We start from the raw sequence: 24,359 nt of genomic DNA, 5'->3' as shown, positions 1-24,359 counted from the left end.
CAACAATGGACATCAACCCCACACGCCTTAAGGGCAAGAACATCCTCATCACCGGCGCAGCCCGCGGGATGGGCTCCGCCAACGCCGAAAATTTTGCCGAGCAGGGCGCCAACGTCACCCTCGGCGACCTCAACCTCGAGGAAGCCCAAGGCGTGGCCGAGCGCATCAACGAGCGCGGCAACGGCAAGGCGGTCGCGGTGCGGATGGACGTGACGAAGCGCGAGGACAACGCCGCCGCCGTCGCTGCCACCGTGGAGGCGTTCGGGGAAATCAACGTCGCCGTCTTCAATGCCGGCCTCAACAAGCCGCGCTTCTTCATGGACATCGACGAGGACAACTGGGACCTCATCATGAACGTGAACACCAAGGCGATGTGGCTGGGCATGCAGGAGACTGCCAGGCAGATGATCGCACAGGGCAAGCGCGATTATCCCTACAAGCTCATCAACGTGGGCTCCATCGCATCGCGCAAGCCACTGGTCGACGTCACCGTCTACTGCACGTCCAAGTATGGCTGCCTGGCGCTCACCCACTGCGGGGCCATCGCGCTGGCCGAACACGGGATCACCGTCAACGGCTATGCGCCGGGCGTGGTCGTCACACCGCTGTGGGAACAACTCGACAAGGACCTCGTCGACATCGGCTTCAAGGAGCGCGAGGGGCAGGCCTACGACGACATCGTCCGCGATGCCCTCCAGATCAAGCGCGTGTCCTACCCCAACGACATCGTTGGAACCGCAGCCTATCTCGCAAGCCCGGACAGCGACTACATGACCGGACAGATGATTCACATCGATGGCGGCTGGTGCATCCAGTAACCGGCGCACCCACCCAAATATAAAAGCCCAAGGAACCCGCCATGAACCTTCACAACCCCGCCCTCACGCCCAACATCCTGACGCCCGTCGACCGCGAACCCGGCTGGCGCTGGGAAGGCCGCCTCCCCGCCTGGGGCCACACCTCGGTGGATTTCGAGCGCCGCGTCGACCACGACCGCCTGCGCCGCTACCGCCTCGCCCGCACGGTTGACGCGCTGAAAGCCTCCGACTGCGCAACGCTTCTTCTGTTCGACGTCAACAACATCCGCTACGTCTCCGGCACCAAGATCGGCGAGTGGGAGCGGGACAAGATGTGCCGCTTCTGCCTCCTGACCGGCGACGAGGCCCCTTACGTGTGGGATTTCGGCTCCGCCGCCGTCCACCACAAGAAATTCTCCGACTGGCTGGTGCCGGACCACTGCCGCGCCGGCGTCGTCGGCATGCGCGGCACCATTCCCCCGTCGTTCGGCCTGATGAAGCGCTATGCCGAAGAAATCGCCGGCCTCATCGAAGACGCCGGCATGAAGGGCATGCCCGTCGGCGTCGACTATGCCGAGACGGCGATGTTCCACGCCCTCAAGGAGGCCGGCATCAACGTCGTCGACGGCCAGCAGATCATGCTGTCCGCGCGCGAGATCAAGAACTGGGACGAAATCCAGCTTCTCACCCAGGCCGCCTCCATGGTCGATGGCGTCTACCACATGATCTACGAGGAGCTGAAACCCGGCGTCCGCGAGAACGACATCGTCGCCCTCAGCAACAAAATGCTTTACGAGATGGGCTCGGACGACGTGGAGGCGATCAACGCCATCTCCGGCGAACGCTGCAACCCGCACCCGCACAATTTCACCGACCGTTATTTCCGCCCCGGCGACCAGGCCTTCTTCGATATCCTGCAGGCCTACCAGGGCTACCGCACCTGCTACTACCGCACCTTCAACATCGGCATGTCGACGCCGTCCCAGAACGACGCCTACGTCAAGGCGCGCGAGTGGATCGACGCCTCCATCGCCGCCATCAAGCCCGGCGTCACCACCGACCAGGTGGCCAAGCTCTGGCCCGCCGCAGAAGAATTCGGCTTTCCCGACGAACTCTCCGCCTTCGGCCTGCAGTTCGGCCACGGCCTCGGCCTTGCGCTGCACGAGCGCCCGATCATCTCCCGCGCCGTCAGCCTGGAAAACCCCATGGAGATCCAGACCGGCATGGTGTTCGCGCTCGAAACCTACTGCCCCGCCAGTGACGGCTACTCGGCCGCCCGCATCGAGGAGGAGGTCGTCGTCACCGACACCGGCTGCGAGGTCATCAGCCTCTTCCCCGCGCAGGATCTTCCCATCGCCAACCGCTACTGACCCGGCACGGCCGTCGGGATTGGGCCGGGTCAAGGGCGAAGAGCGAAGCGTCCCTTGAAGCGGCCCGATCCCGACCAAGCCTCGCATAGGGGATCAGGAGGACCCGGAGCGCAGCGCGAAGCGTGAGCACCGGAAGCCCCCTGAACCCCTGCCACGTGGCGAACGGGAGGGGTGCGTGAGGGGAGGAACGCCCCTCACCTTCTAGAAAAACAATGCCGGCGCAGCGCGCCGTCCGTCCCCGGGAGGGAAACCATGACCGATATTGACGCGAGCGCATCCGCCGACCCGGCTCACAACGCCGAGGACTATCTCACCATGTACCGCCAGATGGTCCGCATCCGCGCCTTCGAGGACTGCGCCAACCAGCTCTACCTCTCCGCCAAGATGCCCGGCCTCACGCACATGTATTCCGGCCAGGAGGCCGTCGCGGTCGGCATCTGCGAGGCGCTGACGCCCGAGGACAACATCACCTCCACCCACCGCGGGCACGGCCACTGCGTCGCCAAGGGCGCCGAATTCCGAGAGATGTTCTGCGAGCTTCTGGGCAAGGCGGAAGGCTATTGCCGGGGCAAGGGCGGGTCGATGCACATTGCCGACCAGTCCAACGGCAACCTTGGCGCCAACGCCATCGTCGGCGGCTCGATGGGGATCGCGACGGGCGCTGCGCTCACCCACAAGATGCAGAAGACCGGCCACGTCACCGTCTGCTTCTTCGGCGACGGGGCGACCGCCCAGGGCCTCTGGTACGAGGTCATGAACATGGCCGCCCTCTGGCAGCTCCCCGTCATCTACGCCTGCGAGAACAACGGCTACTCCGAATATACCCGCACCGACGAGATTGCGGCAGGCTCCATCACCGCCCGCGCCGAAGCGTTCGGCATCGAAAGCCACACCGTCGACGGGCAGGACGTGCTGGCCGTCAACGAGCTCACGCGCGAGCTGGTGGCAAGGGCACGCAAGGGCGAAGGCCCCTTCTTCATCGAGCTGAAGACCTACCGCTATCACGGCCACCACGTGGGCGACATCAACCGCGACTACTACCGCGCCAAGGACGAGGAGGCGGAGTGGAAAAAGGTCCGCGATCCCATCACCAATTTCGGCAAGTGGCTGGAGCGCGAAGGCATCGTCGGCGCCGATGAACTGGTCTCCCTCAATGACGAGATCAAGGCCGACGCGGAAGCTGCCGTCGAATACGCACTGAACGCGGCCTACCCGGATGTGTCGGAAGTGGACGCGCACGTCTTCGCAGGCGTCGCCCATGCCCTGCCCTACCTTGACGGAGCCATCCGATGACCCGCGAAATCACGCTGAGCCAGGCCGTCAACGAGGCGATCCGCGAGGAGATGCGGCGCGATCCGACCGTCTTCGTCATCGGCGAGGATGTTGCGGAGGCCGGCACGCCGTTCAAGGTGCTGGCGGGCCTTGTCGACGAGTTCGGCAAGGAGCGGATCATCGACACGCCGATTGCCGAGCCCGGCTTCATGGGGATGGCCGTGGGCGCCGCAATGACCGGCTCGCGCCCGCTGGTGGACCTGATGTTCGGCGACTTTCTCTATCTCGTCATGGATCAGCTCTGCAATCAGGCGGCCAAAACCCACTACATGTCCGGCGGCAAGCTGACGGTGCCGCTCGTCCTCAGAACCAACCTTGGCGCCACCCGCCGGTCGGCCGCCCAGCACTCGCAGTCGCTCCACGCGCTGGTGGCGCACATTCCGGGGCTGAAGGTGGCGCTCCCCTCCTCCGCCTATGAAGCGAAGGGCCTCCTCAAGACCGCGATCCGGGACGACAACCCCGTCGTGATCTTCGAGGACAAGCTGATGTACCAGGACAAGGCGCCGGTGCCGGAGGAGGAATATCTCATCCCCTTCGGCCAGGCGAACATCCTCAGGCAGGGGCGCGACGTGACGCTCATCGGCACGTCGTCGATGGTTCAGGTGTGCCTGAAGGCGGCGTCGCTCCTCGAAAAGGACGGCATTTCGGCCGAAGTGATCGACCCCAGAACCATCGTCCCGCTCGACGAGGCGACCATCATCGACAGCGCGAAGAAGACCTCCCGCGCCATCGTGGTCGACGAGGGCCACCGCGCCTTCGGCGTCACCGCCGAAATTGCCGCGCGCATCACCGAAAAGGCGTTCTACCACCTCGACGCGCCGGTGCTCCGCTTCGGCGCCATGGATGTGCCGATCCCGTTTTCGCCCGCGCTCGAGGACCTGACGGTGCCGACGCCCGAAGCGGTCGCAGAGGGCGCGCGAAAAATCTGCCGCGGGGAGCTTCTCCATGCCGCATGACGTGATCATGCCGGCGCTGGGCATGGCGCAGGACACCGGCAAGCTGCTTGCCTGGTGCAAGGCGCCGGGCGATGCCGTTGCCGCCGGTGAGGTCCTTTTCGAGGTGGAAACCGACAAGGCCGCAATGGAGGTGGAGGCAGACCGCGACGGCTGGCTCGGCGCCACCTACGCCGCCGTTGGCGAGGACGTGCCGGTCGGCCGGACGGTTGCAATCCTCTCCGCCGAGCCGCCAGAGAATCCGGTGGCCCTGGCAATGGCCGAAGCGAAACCGGAGGCCAAACCTGCAAATGGCGCTGCGCCTGTTGCGGACAGCCGCCCGTCCGACCCGGCACCGGCGGGCCCGGCCAAACCGTCGGCATGCCCGAAGGACGGTCGCATTCTCGCGTCGCCCAGGGCGCGGCGGCTGGCAGCCGAGCGCGGCCTAGATCTGGCGCGCCTCGTCGCCGCCGGCCATCCGCAGCCCTACCATGCAGCCGACCTCGAAACCCTTGCCGCACTCCCCGCAAATGCTGCGCCGTCAGCGCAACAATATCCGGCCACCGTGGCGGGAATTGTCGTGGAGGCGGCGGCCGATCCCGCGCAGCTTGATGCGCTGGTGGCAGACCTTGGCGCAGACATGAGCCGCACACTCGCCGCCTTTGCCGCCGGCGCGCTCCGCCAGTCGATCTCCGCAGCGCCCGTCACGGTGGAGCTGCGCGAGGGGCCGAAGGTGCAAACGCTCACCGATCCGGACTTTGCGCGCTCCTCGGCAGACGGCACCGCGCCGGCTTTCATCCTGCGCAACCTCACCGCAACGCGCGTGACGAAGGCACCGGCAAGCGCCACCGGCATCCCCACACTGACGCTGACGAGAGCCGGCAACGCTCTCACCATCCGCCTCGATGCCGACCCCGACCGCATGGGCGAAGTCACCGCGCTCGATTTCATCGCCGGCTTTGCCGAGCGGATCGAAGACCCGATGCGCCAGCTCCTTTGACGAAAGGCGAAAACAAAAATGCAAAAAGCCGTGCAAACCGATCATTTCGAAACCGACCTCTTCATCGACGGCGCATTCCGGCCGGCGTCGGACGGTGCCCGCTTCGAGATCATCAACCCCGCAGACGAGACCGCGCTTGCCTCCGTCGCCTCGGCAACGATCGAAGATGCCGGCGCGGCGCTGGATGCCGCCGGCGCCGCCTTTGCGGACTGGGCCAGCCGCACGCCGCGCCAGCGCTCTGAAATCCTGTGCCGCGCATGGGAGCTGATGGACGCGCGCAAGGAGGAATTTGCCCGCCTCATCACCCTGGAAAACGGCAAGGCGCGGGCCGATGCCATGGGCGAGGCCACCTACGCGGCGGAATTCTTCCGCTGGTTTGCCGAAGAAGCGGTGCGTGCCGACGGGCTGATCGGGCGCGCGCCTGCGTCCGGTGCGCGGATTATCGTTCAGCACAAGCCAGCCGGCATCGCCGTCCTCGTCACGCCGTGGAACTACCCGGCCGCCATGGGCACCCGCAAGATCGCGCCGGCGCTGGCCGCCGGCTGCCCCGTCATCATCAAGCCCGCCAGCGAGACGCCGCTGACAATGCTCGCCCTCATGCCCCTTCTGAGGGAAGCCGGCGTGCCGGACGGCGTGGTCAACGTGCTGCCGTCGCGGCGGACGGGGCCGATCGTCGACCATCTGATGCACGACCCGCGGGTGCGCGTGGTCAGCTTCACCGGGTCCACCGGCGTGGGCCGCATCCTCCTGAAGGCTGCCGCCGATCAGGTGCTCAAGCCCGCAATGGAGCTGGGCGGCAACGCGCCGCTCATCGTGTTCGACGATGCCGACCTCGACGTGGCGGTCGAAGGCGCGATGCTCGCCAAGATGCGCAACCTTGGCGAGGCCTGCACCGCCGCCAACCGCTTTTATGTCCACGAAACCATCCACGACGCGTTCGTGGAGAAGTTCACCGCCGCCATGGGCCGCCTCCGGATGGGCAATGGCCTGGACGAAGGGGTCGATGTCGGCCCGCTGGTGAATGCGGACACGCGAGACAAGGTGGCTCACTTCGTGCGCGATGCGCTCAGCAAGGGCGCCACCTTGCACCTTGGCGGCGAGGCGCCGGACGGACCGGGCTTCTTCTATCCGCCCACGGTGATCTCCGGCGTCCCTCTCACCGCCGACTGCGTGAGCGACGAGATCTTCGGCCCGGTCGCGATGATCCAGTCGTTCACGGACACCGAAGACGTGATCCGCCGGGCCAACGAGACCGAATACGGCCTCGTCGCCTACGTGTTCACCGAGAATTTCAAGCGCGGCCTGCAGGTCTGCGAGCGGCTGGACTACGGCATGGTGGGCCTCAACCGGGGCCTCGTGTCGGATCCGGCAGCGCCCTTCGGCGGCACCAAACAGTCCGGCCTCGGGCGCGAGGGCGGGCACGAGGGAATGCACGAGTTCATGGAAGCCCAGTACATCTCGGCGGCGTGGTGATGAATTATACGGCAAGCCCCAGCACCCGCACCTACGCGGCCAACAACAGTGTCGACCTCGACGCGCTGGCCCGCGCCACCGGGCGGTCGCTCATCGGCCGCGAAGATGTCGACGCCTTCCTTTCCGGGACGCCGCGCCAGAACGCTGCTGCGCCAGCCAGCGCCAGCCCGGAGCGCTACTGGGACGTCGATCACGCTGCGTTCGGCCCGGTGCGCGAAGAGCCGGTGGCCAAGGTGTTCCGCGCCGCGGCCGCCAACCTTTCCGCCGCCAGCGCGATGATCCCGCAGGTCACCCACCACGACCGGGCCGACATGCGCGCCGTCGAGAGCCTCCGTGCCGCTTATCGCAGCGAAGCCGAACAACGGGGCGTGCGCCTCACCGCGCTCGCCTTCCATGTGGCAGCGCTTGCGCGGTGCCTGATCGAGTTTCCGCGGTTCAACGCCTCGCTGAAACCGGGCGGCGAAACTCTGGTGCTCAAGGACTATGTCCACATCGGCATTGCGGTCGATACGCCTGCCGGGCTGATGGTCCCGGTCATCCGCAATGCGGACCGCAAGGGGCTGTTCGAGATCGCGCGCGAGATCGGCGACCTTGCCAAACGCGCGCAGGCGCGCAAGCTGAGGCCCGACGAAATGGGCGGTGCATCAATGTCTATATCCAATCTTGGCGCCATTGGCGGATGCGGGTTCACACCCATCGTGAATCCGCCGGAGGTCGCGATCCTCGGCATCACGCGAACCGAGACCGTCCCCGTGTGGGACAATGCGGCATGGCAGCCGGTGCCCATGGTCCCGCTCGACCTTTCCTACGACCACCGCGTGGTGAACGGTGCGGACGCTGCGCGCTTCCTGTCGCGCTTTGCCACGCTGATTGCCGAACCGCGCCGGCTGCTGGTGCAGGAGGCCGCATTGTGACGATCCCGTTTTCACTGAAGGGCAAACGCGCGCTGGTGACGGGCGGCGCTACCGGCATTGGCGCTGCCATCGCCACTGCACTCGCCGACGCTGGCGCCGACGTTGCGATCACCGTCCACGTCTCGCCGGGTGATGACACCATCAGGGCCATCGAGGCGGCCGGGCAGCGCGGGATGGCGTTTTCCGCCGACATGGGCGCGCTGGACGCCAGCGGTGCGGAGCGGTTTGCGGACGAGGTGGCCGCCACGTTCGGGTCCATCGATATTCTGGTCAACAATGCCGGCATCATCCGCCGCGGCGATGCCATCGACCATGCCGAGGCCGACTGGCGGGCGGTGATCGCCACCAATCTCGATTCGGTCTGGTATCTCTCCCAGGCCGTCGGCCGGGGGATGTGCGCGCGCGAGACGGGGCGGATCGTCAATGTCGCGTCCGTTCTCTCTTTCCAGGGCGGTTTGCGCGTGCCGGGTTATGCAACGGCAAAACATGCGGTGACGGGCCTCACCAAGGCGCTTGCCAACGAGTGGGCGCGCAAAGGGGTCACGGTGAACGCGATCGCACCCGGATACACCATCACCGCGAACACAAAGGCGCTGCGGGAAGACCCCGAGCGCACGCGCCAGCTCCTCGAACGCATTCCGGCCGGCCGCTTCGCCGAGCCTGAAGAGATTGCAGGCGCGGCCGTGTTCCTCGCCTCGCCCGCTGCGTCCTACGTCACCGGGCACACACTTGTCGTCGATGGCGGATGGCTCGCGCGCTGAGGTGGGCCCCGTGCAACCGCCGCCCTTCTTCAGGCACGCGGGTCCCGGCCCGGCGCCGCAATGGAGCGCTTGACGTTCAATCCTGAACGGTGTCGTTTATTTGCGAACGCGACAGGAGACTGCGGCTGTGATGCGCACGGTGGATCTCAACTGCGACATGGGCGAAGGCTTCGGCCACTGGCGCTACGGCGATGCGACAGACGACGCGCTGATGGAGATCGTCTCGTCGGCCAATGTCGCCACCGGATACCACGCCGGCGACCCCAACATCATGAATGCCGTGGCCGCGCTTTGCGCCGAGCACGGCGTCGGCCTCGGCGCCCATCCGGGCTATGCCGACCGGCAGGGCTTTGGCCGCCGCGCCATTGCGGCAACGTCGGACGAGCTGGTCAACGACATCATCTATCAGCTGGGTGCGCTGCGCGAGTTCGGTCGCCGTCACGGCATTGCGATCCAGCACGTAAAACCCCACGGCGCGCTGTTCATGACGGTCGGCAAGGATGCCGAACTGGCGCGCGCCCTGGTGGATGCCCTCCGCAAGACGGCGCCGGACGCGTTCCTCTACTGCCTTCAGGGTTTTGAAGCGTTCAACGCGGCCACCGCCGCAGGCCAGCCGGTCGTGCGTGAATTTTATGCCGACCGGGACTACGACAGGACCGGCAACATCGTCTTTGCCCGCAAGATGCGCGTGCTCGACCCCGCCGAAGTGGCCGACAAGTGCGTGCGCGCCTGCACCGAGGGCAAGACGGCGACGGTCGACGGCGGCACCATCGACGTCAATTTTGAATCCATCTGCTTCCATTCCGATACGCCGGGCGCGCTCGCCATCGGCAAGGCGGTCCGCGAGGGGCTGACCGGCGCCGGGATCACCATCGCGCCGCCCGCCCATCTCGCTGCCGCCGCCTGACAGGGGACTTCATGGCCAAAGAGATCCGTTCGCCGCTTCCCGGCACCTTCTACCGTCGCCCTTCGCCGGACGAGCCCGTCTTCGTCGAAGACGGGGCCGCGGTGGAAGCCGGCGCCGTCATCGGCCTCGTGGAGGTGATGAAGAGCTTTCACGAGGTGACGGCCGAAGAGAGCGGCACCAACGTGCGTTTCAAGGTGGAAAACGAAGATCCGGTGACGGCAGGCGCCACCCTCGCCGAGATGGACTGACGCTTGGACCTCTCCGGCAAGACCCTGTTCGTCGCCAACCGCGGCGAGATTGCGGTGCGCATCGTGCGCGCTGCAAGGGCACTCGGGCTGCGGACCGTCCAGGCCTGTTCCGACGCGGACACCGACATGCTGGCCGTCCGCCTTGCCGATGCGTCTGCCAATGTCGGCCCGCCGCAGGCCGCCAAGTCCTATCTCGACATTGCGCGCGTGGTTGCTGCCGCCAGGGATGCCGGGGCCGATGCGGTTCATCCGGGCTACGGCTTTCTGGCGGAGAACCCGCGCTTTGCCGAAGCGGTTGAGGCGGCTGGCATGGTGTTCGTCGGCCCGCGCGCCGAGACCATCGCCACCATGGGCGACAAGGTGGCCGCCCGCGCCGCCGCAAAGGCTGCGGGCGTGCCGATCACGCCGGGCTCGGAGGGACGGCTCGAAGGGCTGGAGGCCGCCCGCGCCGTTGCGGCGGAAATCGGCTATCCGCTAATGATCAAGGCGGCGGCCGGCGGCGGTGGCCGCGGCATCCGCGTGGTGGAGAACGCCGAGGCGCTGGAAAAGCAGATCCCGCAGGCCGAGGCAGAGGCGCGTGCCGCCTTCGGCGATGGCGGCGTCTACATCGAGCGGCTGGTCGAGCGCGCCCGCCATGTTGAGGTGCAGATCCTGGGCGACGGCACCCGCGCCATCCACGCCTTCGAGCGCGAATGCTCGCTCCAGCGCCGCCGCCAGAAGGTGTGGGAGGAAGCGCCCGCCGCATGCCTCACCGAAGCGGAGCGTGCCGAAATCTGCGCAGCCTCCGTCCGGCTTGCCGAGCGCGTGAACTACCGCGGCGCAGGCACACTGGAATATCTCTTCGATGACGAGCGGCGCGAATTCTACTTTCTGGAGATGAACACCCGCATTCAGGTGGAGCATCCCGTCAGCGAGGCGATCACCGGCATCGACCTTGTGGCCGAGATGATCCGCGTTGCCTTCGGCGCATCGCTTTCGCTGCGCCAGGAGGATGTCACGCGGACCGGCCATGCCATCGAGGTGCGTATCAACGCCGAAGACCCGGCGAAGAACTTCATGCCCTTCCCCGGCGTTTGCGGTGCGATGACCGTGCCCGAAAATGTCCGCTTCGACACGATGCTGTACGAGGGCTACGCGATCCCCCCCTTCTACGACAGTCTCCTCGGCAAGCTGATCGTCCACGGTGCGGACCGGCCTGCCGCGCTGGCAGCGCTGCGCACGGCAATCGCGGCAATGACGCTCGAAGGGCTCAAGACCACACTCCCCCTTCACGCCGCACTGGCCGACGATCCTGCCGTGATCGCGGACACGGTACACACACGCTTTCTGGAAGACTGGCTCGCGAACAATCCCCTCGGCGCCTGAGCCGAACCCTTTGGACGGAGGACGCATGGAAACCCGATACTCCTTTGGGGGAGACGAGCACATCTTCGTCGAGGTCGACCACGAGATGAGCCTCGACGCCTTCTTCAAGGCGCTCTCGATCACCGGCGCGATTGCCGAAAAGAAGATCGCCGGCGTGACCGAGATCTGCCCCGCCAACGCCAGCTTCCAGGTCAAGTTCGACCCCGACGTGATTGCCCCCGAGGCGATGATGGCCGAGCTCAAGGCGCTGGAAAGCCGCGCCGCGGATGCGCCCAAGCGGATCACCACCCGGATCGTCGAGGTGCCGGTCTACTACCGCGACCCGTGGACCCACGAGACCCTCATGCGCTTTCGCGAGCGCCATCAGGACCCGGACGGCACCGACCTCGACTATGCCGCGCGGATCAACGGGTTCGACAGCGTCGAGGCCTTCATCGAGGCGCACCATTCCAACCCGTGGTTCGTGTCCATGGTGGGGTTCGTGTCGGGCCTGCCCTTCCTCTACCAGCTCGTCGACCGCGAGCGGCAGCTGCAGGTGCCGAAATATCTGCGCCCGCGCACCGACACGCCCAAGCTGACGGTCGGCTATGGCGGCTGCTTCGGCTGCGTCTACTCGGTGCGCGGCGCCGGCGGTTACCAGATGTTCGGCATCACGCCGATGCCGATCTTCGATCCGACGCAGACCATCAGCTACATGAAGGACTTCATGGTCTTCTTCCGGCCCGGCGATATCGTGAAGTGGAACCCGATCGACCGGGCCGAGCACGACCGGATCGAGGCCGCCGTGAAGGCAGGCACATGGTCGCCGAAGATCGCCGAGGTGGAATTCGACCTTGCCGCCTTCAACGCGGATATCGACGGCACCAACAAACGGCTGATGGAGGCCCTCAATGACGCTTGAGATCGTCAAACCCGGCCTTCTGACCACTATCCAGGACCTTGGCCGTCCGGGCTATTTCCACCTCGGCATTCCCATTGGCGGCGCCATGGACCGGCTGGCGCTGATTGCCGCCAACCGCCTTGTCGGCAATGACGAAGGCGCCGCTGCGCTGGAAGCGGTCTTCATCGGCCCGCAGATCGTCTTCGGCCGCGACGCGACGGTGGCGGTCACCGGCGCCGAAATGCCCGTGATGATCGACGGCGAGGAGAAACCGGGCTGGACCGCGCTGGCGGTCAAAGCCGGACAGGTCCTCTCCTTCGGCTACCTGAAGGACGGCGCGCGGATCTACATTGCGGTTTCCGGCGGTATCGCCACCCCGCCGCAGCTCGGCTCTCGCTCCACCTATGCCATCGGCGCGCTTGGCGGGGTGGACGGCCGCGCCGTTGCTGCGGGCGACGTGCTGCCGCTCGGCGACAGTGCCGGCGCTGCCGAAGGACGGTCGGTGTCCGCCACACTCCGGCGCCGACCGGGCGCACCGGCACGCCTGCGCGTTCTGCCGGGGCTCTACTGGCACCGGATCACCGAGGAGAGCCAGGCGAACTTCTTTGCCGACACGTGGATGGTGGCGGCGGAGGCAGACCGGATGGGCTACCGCTTCAAGGGCGGTCGGCCGCTGGAGTTCGTGCCGCGCGATCCGCCCTTCGGCGCGGGGTCGGACCCGTCCAACATTGTCGACGGGTGCTATCCCTACGGCTCCATTCAGGTGCCGGGGGGCACCGAGCCCATCGTCCTCCACCGCGATGCGGTGTCCGGCGGCGGCTATTTCATGATCGGCACGATCATCTCCGCCGACATGGACCTGATCGGCCAGCTCCAGCCCAACGTCAAAGTGAACTTCGAGGAGGTGGACATGCCCGCCGCCCTCGCCGCCCGGCACGAACGGGCCACCCTGGTCGACCAGATCCGCGCCGAGACCGCCTGAGCATGGACGCGCTCACCCCGATGCCGCTGAAGGCACCGTGGGTGGCGCGCCCCCGCGAACCGCTGCGCGTCCTCGGCACATCGGTCACGCAGATCGAGCCGGTGAAGCAGGCGGCGGAAGAGGACCTCGGCCTCGCGCTGGAGTTCATCACGCTGGACGGGACGGCAGCGCAGCGCCGGGGCGGCCTCGCCCCGGCCACCTTCGATGTTTACGATCAGTGGTTCCACGACCTCGACCTTGTGTGGCCGACAGGCTCCCTCCAGCCCATCGCGCTTTCGCGGGTCCCCCGCTGGGGCGATGCCAACGCCCTGTCCCGCACCGGCGGCGAGGCACAGCGCGCGGCCTACAGCGACCCGTCGCGCAACCTGTTCGTCCAGCTCGACGCAACGCTGGGGGCCACGCCCACGGACGCCATCTCGATGCTGCCCACCGTCCACAATGCCGACGGGTTTGCCGTTGTCGGCGACATGGACGCCACCAGCTGGGGCGCGTTTCTCGACCCGGCCCATGCAGGCAGTATCGTCCTCCACTCGGACCCTGCGATCGGTGCCGTCGAGTTTGCGCTGGCGATGCAGGCGGCGGAAGGGTTTGCGCCCGCCAACCCGTTCGACCTTTCGGTGGACGAGATCGACACGCTTGTGGCGCGGCTCTCTGCGGCCCTGTCCGCGGGCCAGTTTCTGCGGGTGTGGACCGACGAGGCGGAGGCCATCGCAGCAATGGGCCGCGGCGCGCCGACGATGGGGACGCTGTGGTGGTCCGGGGTGATCCGGCTTCGCGCCGAAGGGGTGCCGGTGCGCATGGTGATGCCGGCGGAAGGCTGCCGCGGCTGGTTTGGCGGCCTCGCCCTCTCAACGCTCGCCACCGGCTACGCGCGCGACGCCGCCTACGATTATCTCAACTGGTGGCTCGAGGGGCGTGCCGGCGCGATCCTCGCCCGCAACGGCGCCTACATGGCGGCCCCCGCCGCGGTGCGGCGCCATTTGTCGGCCGCCGAATGGGACTTCTGGTACGGGGGAGAGCCGGCTGCCGAAACAATCCGCGATCCGCTGGGCCGCGCTGTCTATGGCGCCGGAGACGTGCGCGGCGGTGGCAGTTACGCCGAACGCATGTCCCAGATTGTGGTGTGGGATACGGTCATGACGGAGCACAACTACCTTGTCCGCCGATGGGACGACGCGCTGGCGACCCCACACACCTAACCTGGAACGCGGCGGAGCCAGTCCGGCAGGTCGGGCGGGCTGAACAGCGAGAACGCCATCAGCCGGCGCCGCGTCCGCTGGGCGGAGAGGACGAGATGCTCGCGCAGCGCATTGGCCGCCGCGCCGCTGGAGCCGCGGGCGAGAAATTCCAGCACGATCGCGTGTTCTCGCAGCGAGACCAGAAAAGGACGCCCGCCCACCGCGTCGGCAAAGACGCGGTTCACAACCAGCGCAATCTGCGTCTGGTGGATCATCCGCATGAGGTGCGCATTGGGGGCGTGGGACAGAAGCGTGATGTGCATTCCCGTCTCCAGCGCGGCAAGGCGCGATGGCGCCAGCGCCGGCCCTTGCGCAAGGGCATCCTCCGTATCGGCCAGCATGGCGGCAATCATCGGCGGTGGAATGTGCGGCGCAGCCTCCAGCAGCGCCAGCGCCTCCAGCTGCTCGCGGATCCGGAAATAGTCCTGCACGTCCCGCGCGGTGAGCGGGCCGACCACCCAGTGCGAGCGGCAATCCTTGCGGATCAGGCCCCGGTCCTGCAGCCGTGACAGGAGTTCGCGCACGACGGTGCGGCTGACACCGTAGTGGTTGGCCGCCGCCTGCTCGTGGATGCGAAACTGGCCGAAGGGCAGCGCATGGGCCACCACCGCCTCGAAATCGGTGGCGATCCGCTCGGCGGTTGCAGCCCGGCGCGCTTGCGGTTCGGCCGCATCCAGCGCCAGCATCTGCGGCGTGAGGGGAACCCGGCGCGGCTCGCCGCCGCCTGCCACAACATACCCCCGCCCCTCGAAGCGGGTGAGAAGCTGCCGGCTTGCAAGGTCGGCAAGTGCGGTGCGCACCGGGGTGCGGCTGGTGCCGACCAGACGGGCGATGGCCTCTTCGGTCAGCACCGTGCCGGGCGGCAGGCTTCCGGACGCCAGCGCAGCCTCGATCTGGCTTGCAATGGCGACGTAGCGCGGCTCCGGCCGATTGGCGAACTCGGCACCGTTCGGGTCCCGCTCGAGGCGTTCGGTGGGGTTCACGCCGCTGCCATCTCCAACTTTCCCTTACGCAAAACGTACTGTGCGCACGAAGTGCGAACTTTAAGCACTCAATTTACGCGCATCCACGCTCATATCGCAGTCAATTAGCGCATTCTAGCGTCATTGCGATTTTTTGTATTTGACTCTTGCGCACAATGAGCAATCCTTGAGCCGTCAAGTAATACCGGGCCAGGATACGTAGACCATGATGGAGCTTGCAGGTCTCACCAAGCGCTACGGCGATAACGCCGCGCTCACCGACCTGTCGCTCACCGTGGCAGACGACGAATACCTCACGCTGCTTGGTCCTTCCGGCTCCGGCAAATCTACCCTCCTGCGCCTGATCGCGGGGCTTGAACGGCCGGATGCCGGCCGCATCCTCATCGACGGGCGGGACATCACGGCAGAGCCCGCACACCGCCGCGGCCTTGGCATCGTCCAGCAGAATTACGCGCTCTTTGCGCACATGAACGTGCGGGACAACATCGCTTTCGGCCTGCGCTTTCGTGAGGACGACCCCGTCACCGACGCCGGCGAGGTCGACCGCCGCGTCACGCGGATGCTGGGGCTCGTCGGCCTCGAAGGGCTCGGCGAGCGGATGACCAACGCCATCTCCGGCGGCCAGAAGCAGCGCGTCTCGCTGGCCCGCACCCTCATCACCGAGCCGCGGATCATCCTGCTCGACGAGCCGCTCGGCGCGCTCGACGCGAACCTTCGCGAACGGATGACCGTCGAGCTTCGCCGCATCCGCGCGTCCCTCGGCGTGACGTTCGTGCACGTCACCGGCAACGAGGCGGAAGCCCTTGCCATGGGCGACCGGATGATCGTGCTCGACAATGGCCGCACCATCATGGTGGACGCGCCGGACAACATCTTCGCGCGGCCCGCAACCACCCGCGTCGCGCGCTTCCTCAACGCCTACAACGTGCTCGAAGGCCATACCGAGCGCGGGACATTTCACGTCGCCGGCCGGACGTTGCCGTTGCCGCCGGGCATTGCCGAAGCCGCCTACTACGCCGTGCGCTACGACATGGCCTCGATCTCTCGCGAGGGCACGCCGGGCGGCGCGGCGAGCCTGGAGGGCACCTTCATCGCAAGCGAATTCATGGGCTCCCGCGTGATCTACATGATCAAGGGACCGGACGGACGGATCTTCGAGGTCGAACGCCACCTGTCGCGCGCGTACCCCGAAAACTACACCACCGGCGAACCGCTGACCCTGCACTGGAGCGCGAACGACGCGCTGGCCTTCGACGCTGCGGGCGATCTCATCACCCCGACCGCCATGCGCGGTGCCGCCTGATGGGTCCGTCCGTGGCCGAAACGGGCAGCGTCACCACGCCCCGCGAAAAATTCTGGAAGCGCAATCACCATCTCCTGCTGCTGGCGCCCGGCATCGTGTGGATGGTCCTGTTCCTCGTCGTCCCGCTCGCAATGATGGTCTACGTCTCGTTCTGGACGCAGACCACGTTCGCCATCTCGTCCGATCTGACGCTCGCCTCCTGGCAGGCCTTCTTTGCCTCCGACACCTATGTCGGCGCACTCCTGCGCACGCTCCGGATCTGGCTCACCGTTCTCGTGGTCACCTTCGTGATCGGCTACCCCACGGCGCTCTTCATCGGCCAGTTCGTCCGCAACAAGACCACGCAGACGATCCTGCTGGTGGCCTGCGTCATCCCGTTCTGGACCTCGTTCCTGATCCGCGTTCTGGCGTGGCGGCCGATGCTGGGGCGCGAAGGCGCGGTCAACATCGTGCTCGAAAATCTCGGCCTCATTTCCGAACCCATCGACGCGCTGCTCTTCACCGAGCTGTCCGTCGTCATCGGCATGACGCAGATCTACGTCGTCTTCATGGTCGGCCCCATCGCGTTCATGCTGGCGCGGATCGACGGCAGCCTGATCGAGGCCGCGCGCGACCTTGGCGCCTCGTCGTGGACGATTTTCCGAAAGATCATCTTCCCCTTGTCGCTGCCCGGTGTCGTCGTTGGCGCAATTTTCGTCTCGGTGATGGTGCTTGGCGAGTTTGCCACCGCGTCGGCGCTTTCGGGGCGCAAGGTGAATCTCCTCGGCAACATCATCGTCACGCAGGTCGGCTCGCTGAAATGGGCATTTGCCGCGGTCATCGGTGTCGTGCTGACGGCCGTGATGGCGGTGGTCATCACCGCGCTCCTGCGCGTCGTCGATCTCCGGAGGGAAATCTGATGCACCAGATGCCGATCCTGCGCGGGGTTCTGGGGAGCTACACCGCCCTCTTCCTCGTCTTCCTCTATGCGCCGTTCATCGTGATGGGGATCATCTCGTTCCAGTCGGGGCCGGAAGGCGGGCCGCAATTTCCGATCATCGAGTGGTCCACATACTGGTACGAGCACGTTCTCGGGTTCGCACCGCCGAGCCGGGTTGCGCCGCTGCCCATCGGCGAGGCGCTGCTGCGCTCGCTCACCCTCGCCTTTGCCACCATGCTCGTTTCCACCGTCCTCGGCACGCTGACGGCGAGCGCGTTCCGGCGGCGCTTCCGCGGCTCCGGCGTGGTGTTCTACCTGGTGGTGCTGGGGATGATGGTGCCGGGCGTGCTCCTCGGCCTCGGCATGGCGCTGGTTGCCCGCGAGGTCGGCATCCAGCCGACCTGGTGGGGCACCGCCTTCTTGCTCCACGTGGTCTACACCTACCCGTTCGCGTTCCTCGTCATGCTGGCGATCTTCAACCGCTTCGACCCGGCGGTGGAGGAAGCGGCCTGGGCGCTCGGCGTCCCGCCCGGCCGCACCTTCCGCAAGATCACGTTTCCGATGATCTTTCCGGGCGTCCTGTCGGCCATGCTGTTCGCCTTCACCCTCTCCTACGATGAGTTTCCGCGCACCCTCTTCACGGGCGGCTCGGATGTGACGATGCCCATTGCCATCTACGGCACCTTCGCGGTGGAGATTCACCCCAACCTCTTTGCATTCGGGGTGCTGACAACCCTGTTCTCGTTCGCGCTCCTTTCCGTCTACGGCATCCTGATGGCGGCCTCCGTGCGCAAGGCGCGGCGCGTGACCGGCGTGCAGGAGGACATTGCGTGAGCCGCCTTGCCCACCACCGCGCCCTTGTGACCGGCGCCGGCGCAGGGATCGGCCGCGCCATCGCGATCCGCCTTGCCGCCGAAGGCGCCAGCGTGACGGTGAACGACCTCGACCCGGCGAGTGCAGAGGCGACCGCCGCTTCAATTGCAAACGAGGGCGGCCGCGCGACAGCGGCACCCGGCGACGTGTCCAGCGAGGCGGACGTTGCCGCAATGTACGCGGCGGCGGAGGCCGCATACGGCCCGGTCACGCTGGCGGTGAACAATGCCGGCATCGTCACCCAGGTGCCGCTGGAAACAATGGATGCCGCCGCCTTCGACCGGATGATCGCGGTGCACCTCAGGGGCTGCTTCCTCGGCTGCCGGCGTGCCATCGGACCGATGCTGGCGGCAGGCTCCGGCGTCATCGTCAACATTGCAAGCCAGCTGGGGCAGATCGGCGGGACCGAGCTTGCCCACTATTCAGCCGCCAAGGCCGGCATCATCGGCCTCACCAAGTCGTTTGCACGGGAGGTCTCGGCGCGCGGCGTGCGGGTCAACGCCGTCGCGCCCGGCCCGATCAACACCGACCTTGTGCGCGCCATCTCGCAGGAGTGGCGCGACGCGAAGGCCGCTGAGCTGCCGCTGAAACGCTTTGGCGAACCTGAAGACGTTGCCGCCACCGTCGCCTTCCTCGCCAGCGACGACGCCAGGATCTACGTGGGCCAGACGCTCGGCCCCAATTCGGGAGATGTGATGCTGTGAGAACGGTTCTCATCACAGGCGCCGGAATCGGCATCGGCCGCGCCACCGCCAAGGCATTTGCGCAAGCCGGCGACCGCGTCATCGTCACCGACGTGCTCGACGCCGAAGGCAAGGCCGTCGCCGCCGAGATCGAAGCCGAAGGCGGCACAGCCGAGTTCCATGCGCTCGACGTCACCTCCACCGACAACGCCGCCGCGGTGGTGGCTGCCGTCGAGGCCGCCCACGGCGCCATCGACATTCTGGTCCTCAACGCCGGCATTGCCCACAAGGTCCCGCTGGCGGAGCTGACGGACGCAAAGTGGGACCATACCTTCGAGGTAGACCTGAAGGGAATGCTGCGCCTCGTGCGCCCTGCGGTGCCGGCCATGGTTGAAAATGGCGGCGGCGCGGTGGTGTGCCTCTCCTCCATCATGGGCGTCGCCTACGGGTGGGACGAGCATGTGGCCTACTCGGCCGCCAAGTCCGGCGTTGTCGGCTTCGTGCGCGGACTGGCGGTGGAGCTGGCGCGCAAGGGTGTGCGCGTCAACGGCATTGCGCCCGGCTACATCCGCACCGCGCAGGCACTGTCCGAGCAGCATTCGCTGGGCCCCGAAGGCCTTGAGAAGGCTGCCGACTTCATCCCCATGGGCCGCGTCGGCGAGCCTGAAGACATTGCCGACGTCATCACCTTCCTCGCCTCACCCAGCGCCCGCTACCTCACCGGACAGGTGCTGACCGTCGACGGGGGGCTCCTCGTCGGCCGCTACTGATCCACCCGACACCGCTTAACGAACACCAAGGGAGACTGACTGCATGCGAAACTTCCTTCACCCGTCCCGCCGCGGCTTCATGCGCGGCGCCAGTGCGCTGGCCGGGTCCGCCGCCTTCCTGCGCCCCGGCATGGGCTTTGCGCAGGACCTTGCCAGCGAAGAGCTGCGCACCGTCGGCCTGTCCGTCACCGTGCAGGAGCGGATCCTCAACGACTTCAAGGAAGCCTCCGGCGTCGGGTCCGTGTCCGGCAAGGCCGACATCTTCCCCAACACGCAGACCGAGCTTCTGTCGGGGTCCAGCGCCTACGACTGCTGGGAGATCATCGGCGAGCGGCTGCCGGCGATGACGATCACCAACACGATCGATTCCATTCCGGCCGCATCGCTGAAGAACTGGGCGAACATCCGCCCCATCTTCACCACCCCCGACCCCGCCATTGCCCCGCAGGCGCAGATTTCCGGTCAGATCTGGGCGGATGAAGCCAAGACGCAGCTCTGGATGGTGCCCACCGTCTTCAACTTCGATTCCATCGGCTACCGGCCCGACCTGGTGGAGGCCGAGGAAGCCAACACCTGGACCGCGCTGTTCGACGAGAAGTTCAAGGGCAAGACCGGCCTCAACGTCGACCCGCTGATCGCGTTCGGGCAGGCGATCCTTGCGATGAACTCGCTTGGCCTTCTCGATGTGCCGAACCCCGGCAACCCGGATGCCGAAGCGATCGACGAAGCCGCCAAGTTCCTCATTGCCAAGAAGAAAGCCGGCCAGTTCCGCGCGCTCTGGGGCGATTTCGGCGAGCTGGTGAACCTTCTTGCCTCCGGCGAGATGATCCTTGCCGACGCGTGGCAGCCCGCCGTGATGGCGGTGAAGGCGCAGGGCATCCCCTGCTCCTACGCGGTGCCCAAGGAAGGCTACCGCGCCTGGGCCATCGGCATCAGCCAGATCGGCAACTCGCCCAACGCCGAGGCAGTGCGCGCCTACGCCGACTACTGGCTGTCCGGCCCGCCGGCCATCATCGTCTCCGAGCAGGGCTACTACTCGCCCACCACCAACATCAAGGACGTGATGGCGCCGGAGAAATACGCCTTCTGGTACGAGGGCAAGCCGTGGCAGGGCCCGCCGGAGCGCGGCATCAGCGAAGGCGACCTGCGCGACGGCGGCAGCCTCGAGGAGCGCGCGTCCAAGGTCAGCTACTGGCACCAGTGGCCGGACGAGTACGACCGCCTCATCATGCGCTGGGACGAGTTCCTCAGCGCCTGATCACGGCCCACGGCCCGGCAGGGTGCCGCGCGCGCCCTGCCTCCGGTCCGCCCCCCGCGGAGCCTCAACAAGCCAGAAGCGAAAGACCGTCCATGAGCGAACCCGACCTCGAACTGGTGAAGCTGCGCAAGGTCTATCCGGGCGGGACCGTTGCGGTGGAGGGCTTCGACCTGCGCGTCGAGCGAGGCGAGTTCATCTCGTTCGTCGGCCCGTCCGGCTGCGGCAAGACCACGTCACTGCGGATGATCGCCGGCCTTGAGGACATCAGTGCCGGCGATCTTCTGATCCGCGGCCGCAACTTCACCAAGGTCCCGGCCGAAAAGCGCCCCACGGCCACCATTTTCCAGAACTACGCGCTGTTTCCGCACATGAGCGTTCGCCAGAACATCGCGTTCGGGCTTGAGGTTGCCGGCAAGCCCGCGCCCGAAGTCAAGGCGAAGGTGGATGCCATGATCGACACGCTGGAGCTTGGCAACGTCGCCCACCAGAGCGAGCGCAACCTCTCCGGCGGCCAGAAGCAGCGCGTGGCGCTCGCCCGCGGCCTGGTGACCGAACCCGATATCCTCCTCCTCGACGAGCCGCTCGGCGCGCTGGACGCGAACCTGCGCAAATCGATCCAGGAGGAACTGAAGCTTCTCCAGCGCAACCTTGGCATCACGTTCGTCTTCGTCACCCACGCCCAGTCCGAGGCGCTTTCGATGGGCGACCGGGTGGTGGTGATGAACCAGGGCCGGGTGGAGCAGATCTCCGCGCCGTTTGAACTTTACACACGGCCGCAATCCCATTTCGTCGCCCGGTTCATCGGCCGCAACACCATCATCGACGGCACGCTTGTCGATTTTTCGGCGGCCAAGGCGGTGGTCTCCACACGGTTCGGCCCCCTTTCCGGCGTGCCGGGCTTCAACGCCGCCAGCGCCGCACCCGGCTCGCCCGCGGCCATCGTGATCCCGTCCGAATATGTCGACATCACGCCGCAGGGCTCCAGCGCACACGGCGATGAGTTCGATGCCGTCAGCGGAGAGGTGACGGCGCTCGATGCGGTGGGCCAGGTGGTCTACGTCACCGTCCGCCTCGATGACGCGCTGGAGGTGCGCATCGAGAGCTACCGCACAAGGATCGAGGGCCGCGATATCGCGCCCGGCACCCGTGTTGACCTCAAGTGGCGGCGCGAACGCGCCACCGTCGTCCCCGGAACCTGACGCCACTCAACATCCCACAAGAAAAGCCCGCCAGCAGAAGGCGCAGTCACAGGAAAAGGAAGACCCTCATGATCCGAGTAGGCGTGGACGTCGGCGGCACCTTCACCGACATCGTGCTGGAGCGCACCCGCGCCGCGGACCAGGGCGGCAATGCGGTGGTGGTGACCAAGGTGCCATCCACCCCGCACGACCAGTCCGAAGGCGTCTGCAACGGCGTCCTCAAGGTCTGCGAGCTGGCCGGTGTTGCCCCTGGCGACATCGACGTCCTGTTCCACGGCACGACGGTTGCCACCAACATGGTGATCGAGCGCAAGGGCGCCGAGGTGGGGATGCTGACCACCCGCGGCTTCCGCGACATCCTGCACATGGCGCGCCACAAGCGGCCGCACAATTTCTCGCTCCAGTTCGACGTGCCGTGGCAGTCCGCACCGCTGGTCAAGCGCCGCAACCGCCTGCCGATCACCGAACGTCTGAAGCCGCCGACCGGCGAGATCGAAGTGGCGCTCGCAGAGGACGAGGTGCGCGAGGCGGCGGCGCTCTTCAATAAGCGCGGCATCGACGCGGTCATCATCGGCTTCCTGTTCTCCTTCCTCAACGACACGCACGAAAAGCGCGCCAAGGCCATTGTGGAGGAGGTGCTGCCCGACGCGTTCGTCTCCACCTCCAGCGGGGTGGTCAACGTCATCCGCGAGTATGAGCGGTTCTCGTCCACCGCAATGAACGCCTATATCGGCCCCAAGACCGCGCTCTACCTGCGCCGGCTGGAGTCTCGCCTGCGGGACAATGGCATCGACGCGTCGGTGCGGATCATGCAGTCCAACGGCGGTATCTCCACCGTTGCCCAGTCCGCGGCAAAGCCCATCGGGCTCCTTCTATCGGGGCCTGCGGGCGGCGTGATCGGCGGGCGGTGGACCGGCGCCCAGTCGGATGCGGCCAACGTCATCACCATCGACATCGGCGGCACCTCAGCCGACATCTCGGTCATTCAGGATGGCGAACTTCGGGTGAAAAACCCGCGAGATACTGAAGTCGCCGGCCTCCCCGTGCTGGCACCGATGATCGACATCGACGCCATCGGCGCCGGCGGCGGCTCCATTGCCTACATCGATGCCGGCGGCGCCTTCCGCGTCGGCCCCCGCTCCGCAGGCGCCGACCCCGGACCCGCCTGCTACGGCCGCGGCGGCACCGAGCCGACGGTGACGGACGCGCAGGTGGTTCTCGGCCGGCTCGACCCCAAGCGCTTCCTCGGCGGCGACCTCTCCATCGACAAGGCGAGAGCCGAAGAGGCGATCCGCACCCACATCGCCGAACCGCTCGGGATGACGACCACGGAGGCGGCGCTGGGCATCCTGAAGATCATCAACAACAACATGGCGCTTGCCATCAACGCCAACTCGGTTGCCAAGGGCATCGACCCGCGCGGGTTCACGCTGATGGGCTTTGGCGGCGCAGGTCCGCTCCATTCCGTCGCGCTGGCGGAAATGATCCAGGCCAAGGATGTGATCTCCCCCTCCCAGCCCGGCATCACCGCCGCCATGGGCCTTCTGGTGACGGACCTTCAGTATGAATACACCCGCTCCGTTCTCCAGACCCTCGACGATGCGGACGACGACGCGCTGGCCCAGATCAACGTCATCGCCGATGAACTGACCGCCGAGGCCGATGCCCAGCTGGATGCCGACGGCATTGCCACCGACCTGCGCCGCTTCAGCCGCGTGATGGAGTGCCGCTATGCCGGCCAGGGCTTCGAACTCAGGGCAGAAATGCCCGCCGAACCGCTGACGCAGGCCAACAAGCAGGCCGTCATCGACGCCTTCTTCGACGTTCACAAGGAAAGCTACGGCCACGCCTTCCGCGATCAGATCACAGAGGGCGTCACCCTGCGCGTGGTGGCCTCAGCCGCGGTGGAACCCCTGCGGCTCCCCGCGCTCGAAACCGGCAGCAGCACCAACCCCGATGTGGCGCTGCTTTACACCAGCGAAACCATCTTCGAGGACGGCGCACCGACCGATACGCCACGCTACGACCGTGGCAAGCTCCTCGCCGGCGACAGCGTGACCGGCCCCGCGATCGTCACCCAGCACAACTCCACCACCCTGGTGCCGCCCGGTTACACGGCCACCGTCCTTGCCCACGGCGACATGCGCGTCGCGCGCCAGTAGGAGACCGACC

General features: G+C 66.8%; 23 protein-coding genes. 22 read left to right on the top strand and 1 reads right to left on the bottom strand.

Annotation, left to right across the window (positions count from 1 at the left end; all coding sequences use genetic code 11):
- Positions 1–5: 5 nt before the first annotated feature.
- The 14 genes from RDV64_RS14905 to RDV64_RS14840 all read left to right on the top strand — a co-directional run bounded on the left by RDV64_RS14905 (position 6) and on the right by RDV64_RS14840 (position 14,160).
- Positions 6–818: an SDR family oxidoreductase gene (locus RDV64_RS14905; RefSeq protein ID WP_309195707.1), complete on the top strand. Its 813-nt coding sequence runs from the start codon at positions 6–8 to the stop codon at positions 816–818.
- Positions 819–859: 41 nt separating this feature from the next.
- The gene (locus tag RDV64_RS14900; protein ID WP_309195706.1) at positions 860–2,167 is read left to right on the top strand and encodes a Xaa-Pro peptidase family protein; all 1,308 of its coding nucleotides are present in this window, start codon (positions 860–862) and stop codon (positions 2,165–2,167) included.
- A 252-nt stretch (positions 2,168–2,419) separates the two neighbouring features.
- Positions 2,420–3,460: a thiamine pyrophosphate-dependent dehydrogenase E1 component subunit alpha gene (locus RDV64_RS14895; protein ID WP_309195705.1), complete on the top strand. Its 1,041-nt coding sequence runs from the start codon at positions 2,420–2,422 to the stop codon at positions 3,458–3,460.
- A complete protein-coding gene (locus RDV64_RS14890) occupies positions 3,457–4,455 on the top strand; it encodes an alpha-ketoacid dehydrogenase subunit beta (RefSeq protein ID WP_309195704.1) in 999 nt (332 codons plus the stop codon). Before RDV64_RS14895 ends, RDV64_RS14890 begins: the two co-directional genes overlap by 4 nt.
- On the top strand, positions 4,445–5,431 hold the full coding sequence (locus RDV64_RS14885) for a biotin/lipoyl-containing protein (protein WP_309195703.1): 987 nt from the start codon (positions 4,445–4,447) through the stop codon (positions 5,429–5,431). Before RDV64_RS14890 ends, RDV64_RS14885 begins: the two co-directional genes overlap by 11 nt.
- Before the next feature lie 18 nt (positions 5,432–5,449).
- Positions 5,450–6,904 carry an NAD-dependent succinate-semialdehyde dehydrogenase gene (locus RDV64_RS14880; protein ID WP_309195702.1) on the top strand — a complete coding sequence of 485 codons (1,455 nt, stop codon included), beginning with the start codon at positions 5,450–5,452 and terminating at the stop codon, positions 6,902–6,904.
- The gene (locus RDV64_RS14875; protein ID WP_309195701.1) at positions 6,904–7,818 is read left to right on the top strand and encodes a 2-oxo acid dehydrogenase subunit E2; all 915 of its coding nucleotides are present in this window, start codon (positions 6,904–6,906) and stop codon (positions 7,816–7,818) included. Before RDV64_RS14880 ends, RDV64_RS14875 begins: the two co-directional genes overlap by 1 nt.
- On the top strand, positions 7,815–8,579 hold the full coding sequence (locus RDV64_RS14870) for an SDR family oxidoreductase (protein ID WP_309195700.1): 765 nt from the start codon (positions 7,815–7,817) through the stop codon (positions 8,577–8,579). The genes RDV64_RS14875 and RDV64_RS14870 overlap by 4 nt, the downstream gene beginning before the upstream one ends.
- Positions 8,580–8,709: 130 nt before the next feature.
- A complete protein-coding gene (gene pxpA, locus RDV64_RS14865; protein ID WP_309195699.1) occupies positions 8,710–9,486 on the top strand; it encodes a 5-oxoprolinase subunit PxpA in 777 nt (258 codons plus the stop codon).
- An 11-nt stretch (positions 9,487–9,497) separates the two neighbouring features.
- Positions 9,498–9,734, top strand: a complete 237-nt coding sequence (locus RDV64_RS14860; protein WP_309195698.1) for an acetyl-CoA carboxylase — start codon at positions 9,498–9,500, stop codon at positions 9,732–9,734.
- A gap of 3 nt (positions 9,735–9,737) precedes the next feature.
- Positions 9,738–11,099 carry an acetyl-CoA carboxylase biotin carboxylase subunit gene (locus tag RDV64_RS14855; protein ID WP_309195697.1) on the top strand — a complete coding sequence of 454 codons (1,362 nt, stop codon included), beginning with the start codon at positions 9,738–9,740 and terminating at the stop codon, positions 11,097–11,099.
- A gap of 25 nt (positions 11,100–11,124) precedes the next feature.
- Positions 11,125–12,000 carry an allophanate hydrolase subunit 1 gene (locus tag RDV64_RS14850; RefSeq protein ID WP_309195696.1) on the top strand — a complete coding sequence of 292 codons (876 nt, stop codon included), beginning with the start codon at positions 11,125–11,127 and terminating at the stop codon, positions 11,998–12,000.
- Entirely contained in the window at positions 11,990–12,961 is a 972-nt protein-coding gene (locus RDV64_RS14845; protein ID WP_309195695.1) for a biotin-dependent carboxyltransferase family protein, read from the top strand. Before RDV64_RS14850 ends, RDV64_RS14845 begins: the two co-directional genes overlap by 11 nt.
- 2 nt (positions 12,962–12,963) lie before the next feature.
- Positions 12,964–14,160: an extracellular solute-binding protein gene (locus RDV64_RS14840; RefSeq protein ID WP_309195694.1), complete on the top strand. Its 1,197-nt coding sequence runs from the start codon at positions 12,964–12,966 to the stop codon at positions 14,158–14,160.
- Here the strand turns inward: RDV64_RS14840 and RDV64_RS14835 are convergent.
- Positions 14,157–15,182, bottom strand: a complete 1,026-nt coding sequence (locus RDV64_RS14835) for a GntR family transcriptional regulator (protein ID WP_309195693.1) — start codon at positions 15,180–15,182, stop codon at positions 14,157–14,159. The genes RDV64_RS14840 and RDV64_RS14835 overlap by 4 nt on opposite strands.
- Before the next feature lie 205 nt (positions 15,183–15,387).
- Here RDV64_RS14835 and RDV64_RS14830 point away from each other — a divergent pair, with 205 nt between their 5' ends.
- From RDV64_RS14830 to RDV64_RS14795, 8 genes are all read left to right on the top strand, one after another.
- Entirely contained in the window at positions 15,388–16,485 is a 1,098-nt protein-coding gene (locus RDV64_RS14830) for an ABC transporter ATP-binding protein (RefSeq protein WP_309195692.1), read from the top strand.
- Positions 16,485–17,384, top strand: coding sequence for an ABC transporter permease (locus tag RDV64_RS14825; RefSeq protein WP_309195691.1), 900 nt, complete (start codon positions 16,485–16,487; stop codon positions 17,382–17,384). Before RDV64_RS14830 ends, RDV64_RS14825 begins: the two co-directional genes overlap by 1 nt.
- Before the next feature lie 8 nt (positions 17,385–17,392).
- On the top strand, positions 17,393–18,238 hold the full coding sequence (locus RDV64_RS14820) for an ABC transporter permease (protein ID WP_309199517.1): 846 nt from the start codon (positions 17,393–17,395) through the stop codon (positions 18,236–18,238).
- Positions 18,235–18,981: an SDR family NAD(P)-dependent oxidoreductase gene (locus RDV64_RS14815; RefSeq protein ID WP_309195690.1), complete on the top strand. Its 747-nt coding sequence runs from the start codon at positions 18,235–18,237 to the stop codon at positions 18,979–18,981. The genes RDV64_RS14820 and RDV64_RS14815 overlap by 4 nt, the downstream gene beginning before the upstream one ends.
- Positions 18,978–19,730, top strand: a complete 753-nt coding sequence (locus tag RDV64_RS14810) for an SDR family NAD(P)-dependent oxidoreductase (RefSeq protein WP_309195689.1) — start codon at positions 18,978–18,980, stop codon at positions 19,728–19,730. The genes RDV64_RS14815 and RDV64_RS14810 overlap by 4 nt, the downstream gene beginning before the upstream one ends.
- A gap of 79 nt (positions 19,731–19,809) precedes the next feature.
- The gene (locus RDV64_RS14805) at positions 19,810–20,988 is read left to right on the top strand and encodes an extracellular solute-binding protein (RefSeq protein WP_309199516.1); all 1,179 of its coding nucleotides are present in this window, start codon (positions 19,810–19,812) and stop codon (positions 20,986–20,988) included.
- A gap of 92 nt (positions 20,989–21,080) precedes the next feature.
- Positions 21,081–22,187 carry an ABC transporter ATP-binding protein gene (locus tag RDV64_RS14800; protein WP_309195688.1) on the top strand — a complete coding sequence of 369 codons (1,107 nt, stop codon included), beginning with the start codon at positions 21,081–21,083 and terminating at the stop codon, positions 22,185–22,187.
- A gap of 68 nt (positions 22,188–22,255) precedes the next feature.
- Positions 22,256–24,349, top strand: a complete 2,094-nt coding sequence (locus RDV64_RS14795) for a hydantoinase/oxoprolinase family protein (protein WP_309195687.1) — start codon at positions 22,256–22,258, stop codon at positions 24,347–24,349.
- Positions 24,350–24,359 lie beyond the last annotated feature (10 nt).

The organism is Acuticoccus sp. MNP-M23 (assembly GCF_031195445.1).
In the GTDB taxonomy this organism is placed as follows: domain Bacteria; phylum Pseudomonadota; class Alphaproteobacteria; order Rhizobiales; family Amorphaceae; genus Acuticoccus.
Note: the sequence above shows the minus strand (reverse complement) of the source record. Positions and strands in the feature narration are given on the sequence as shown.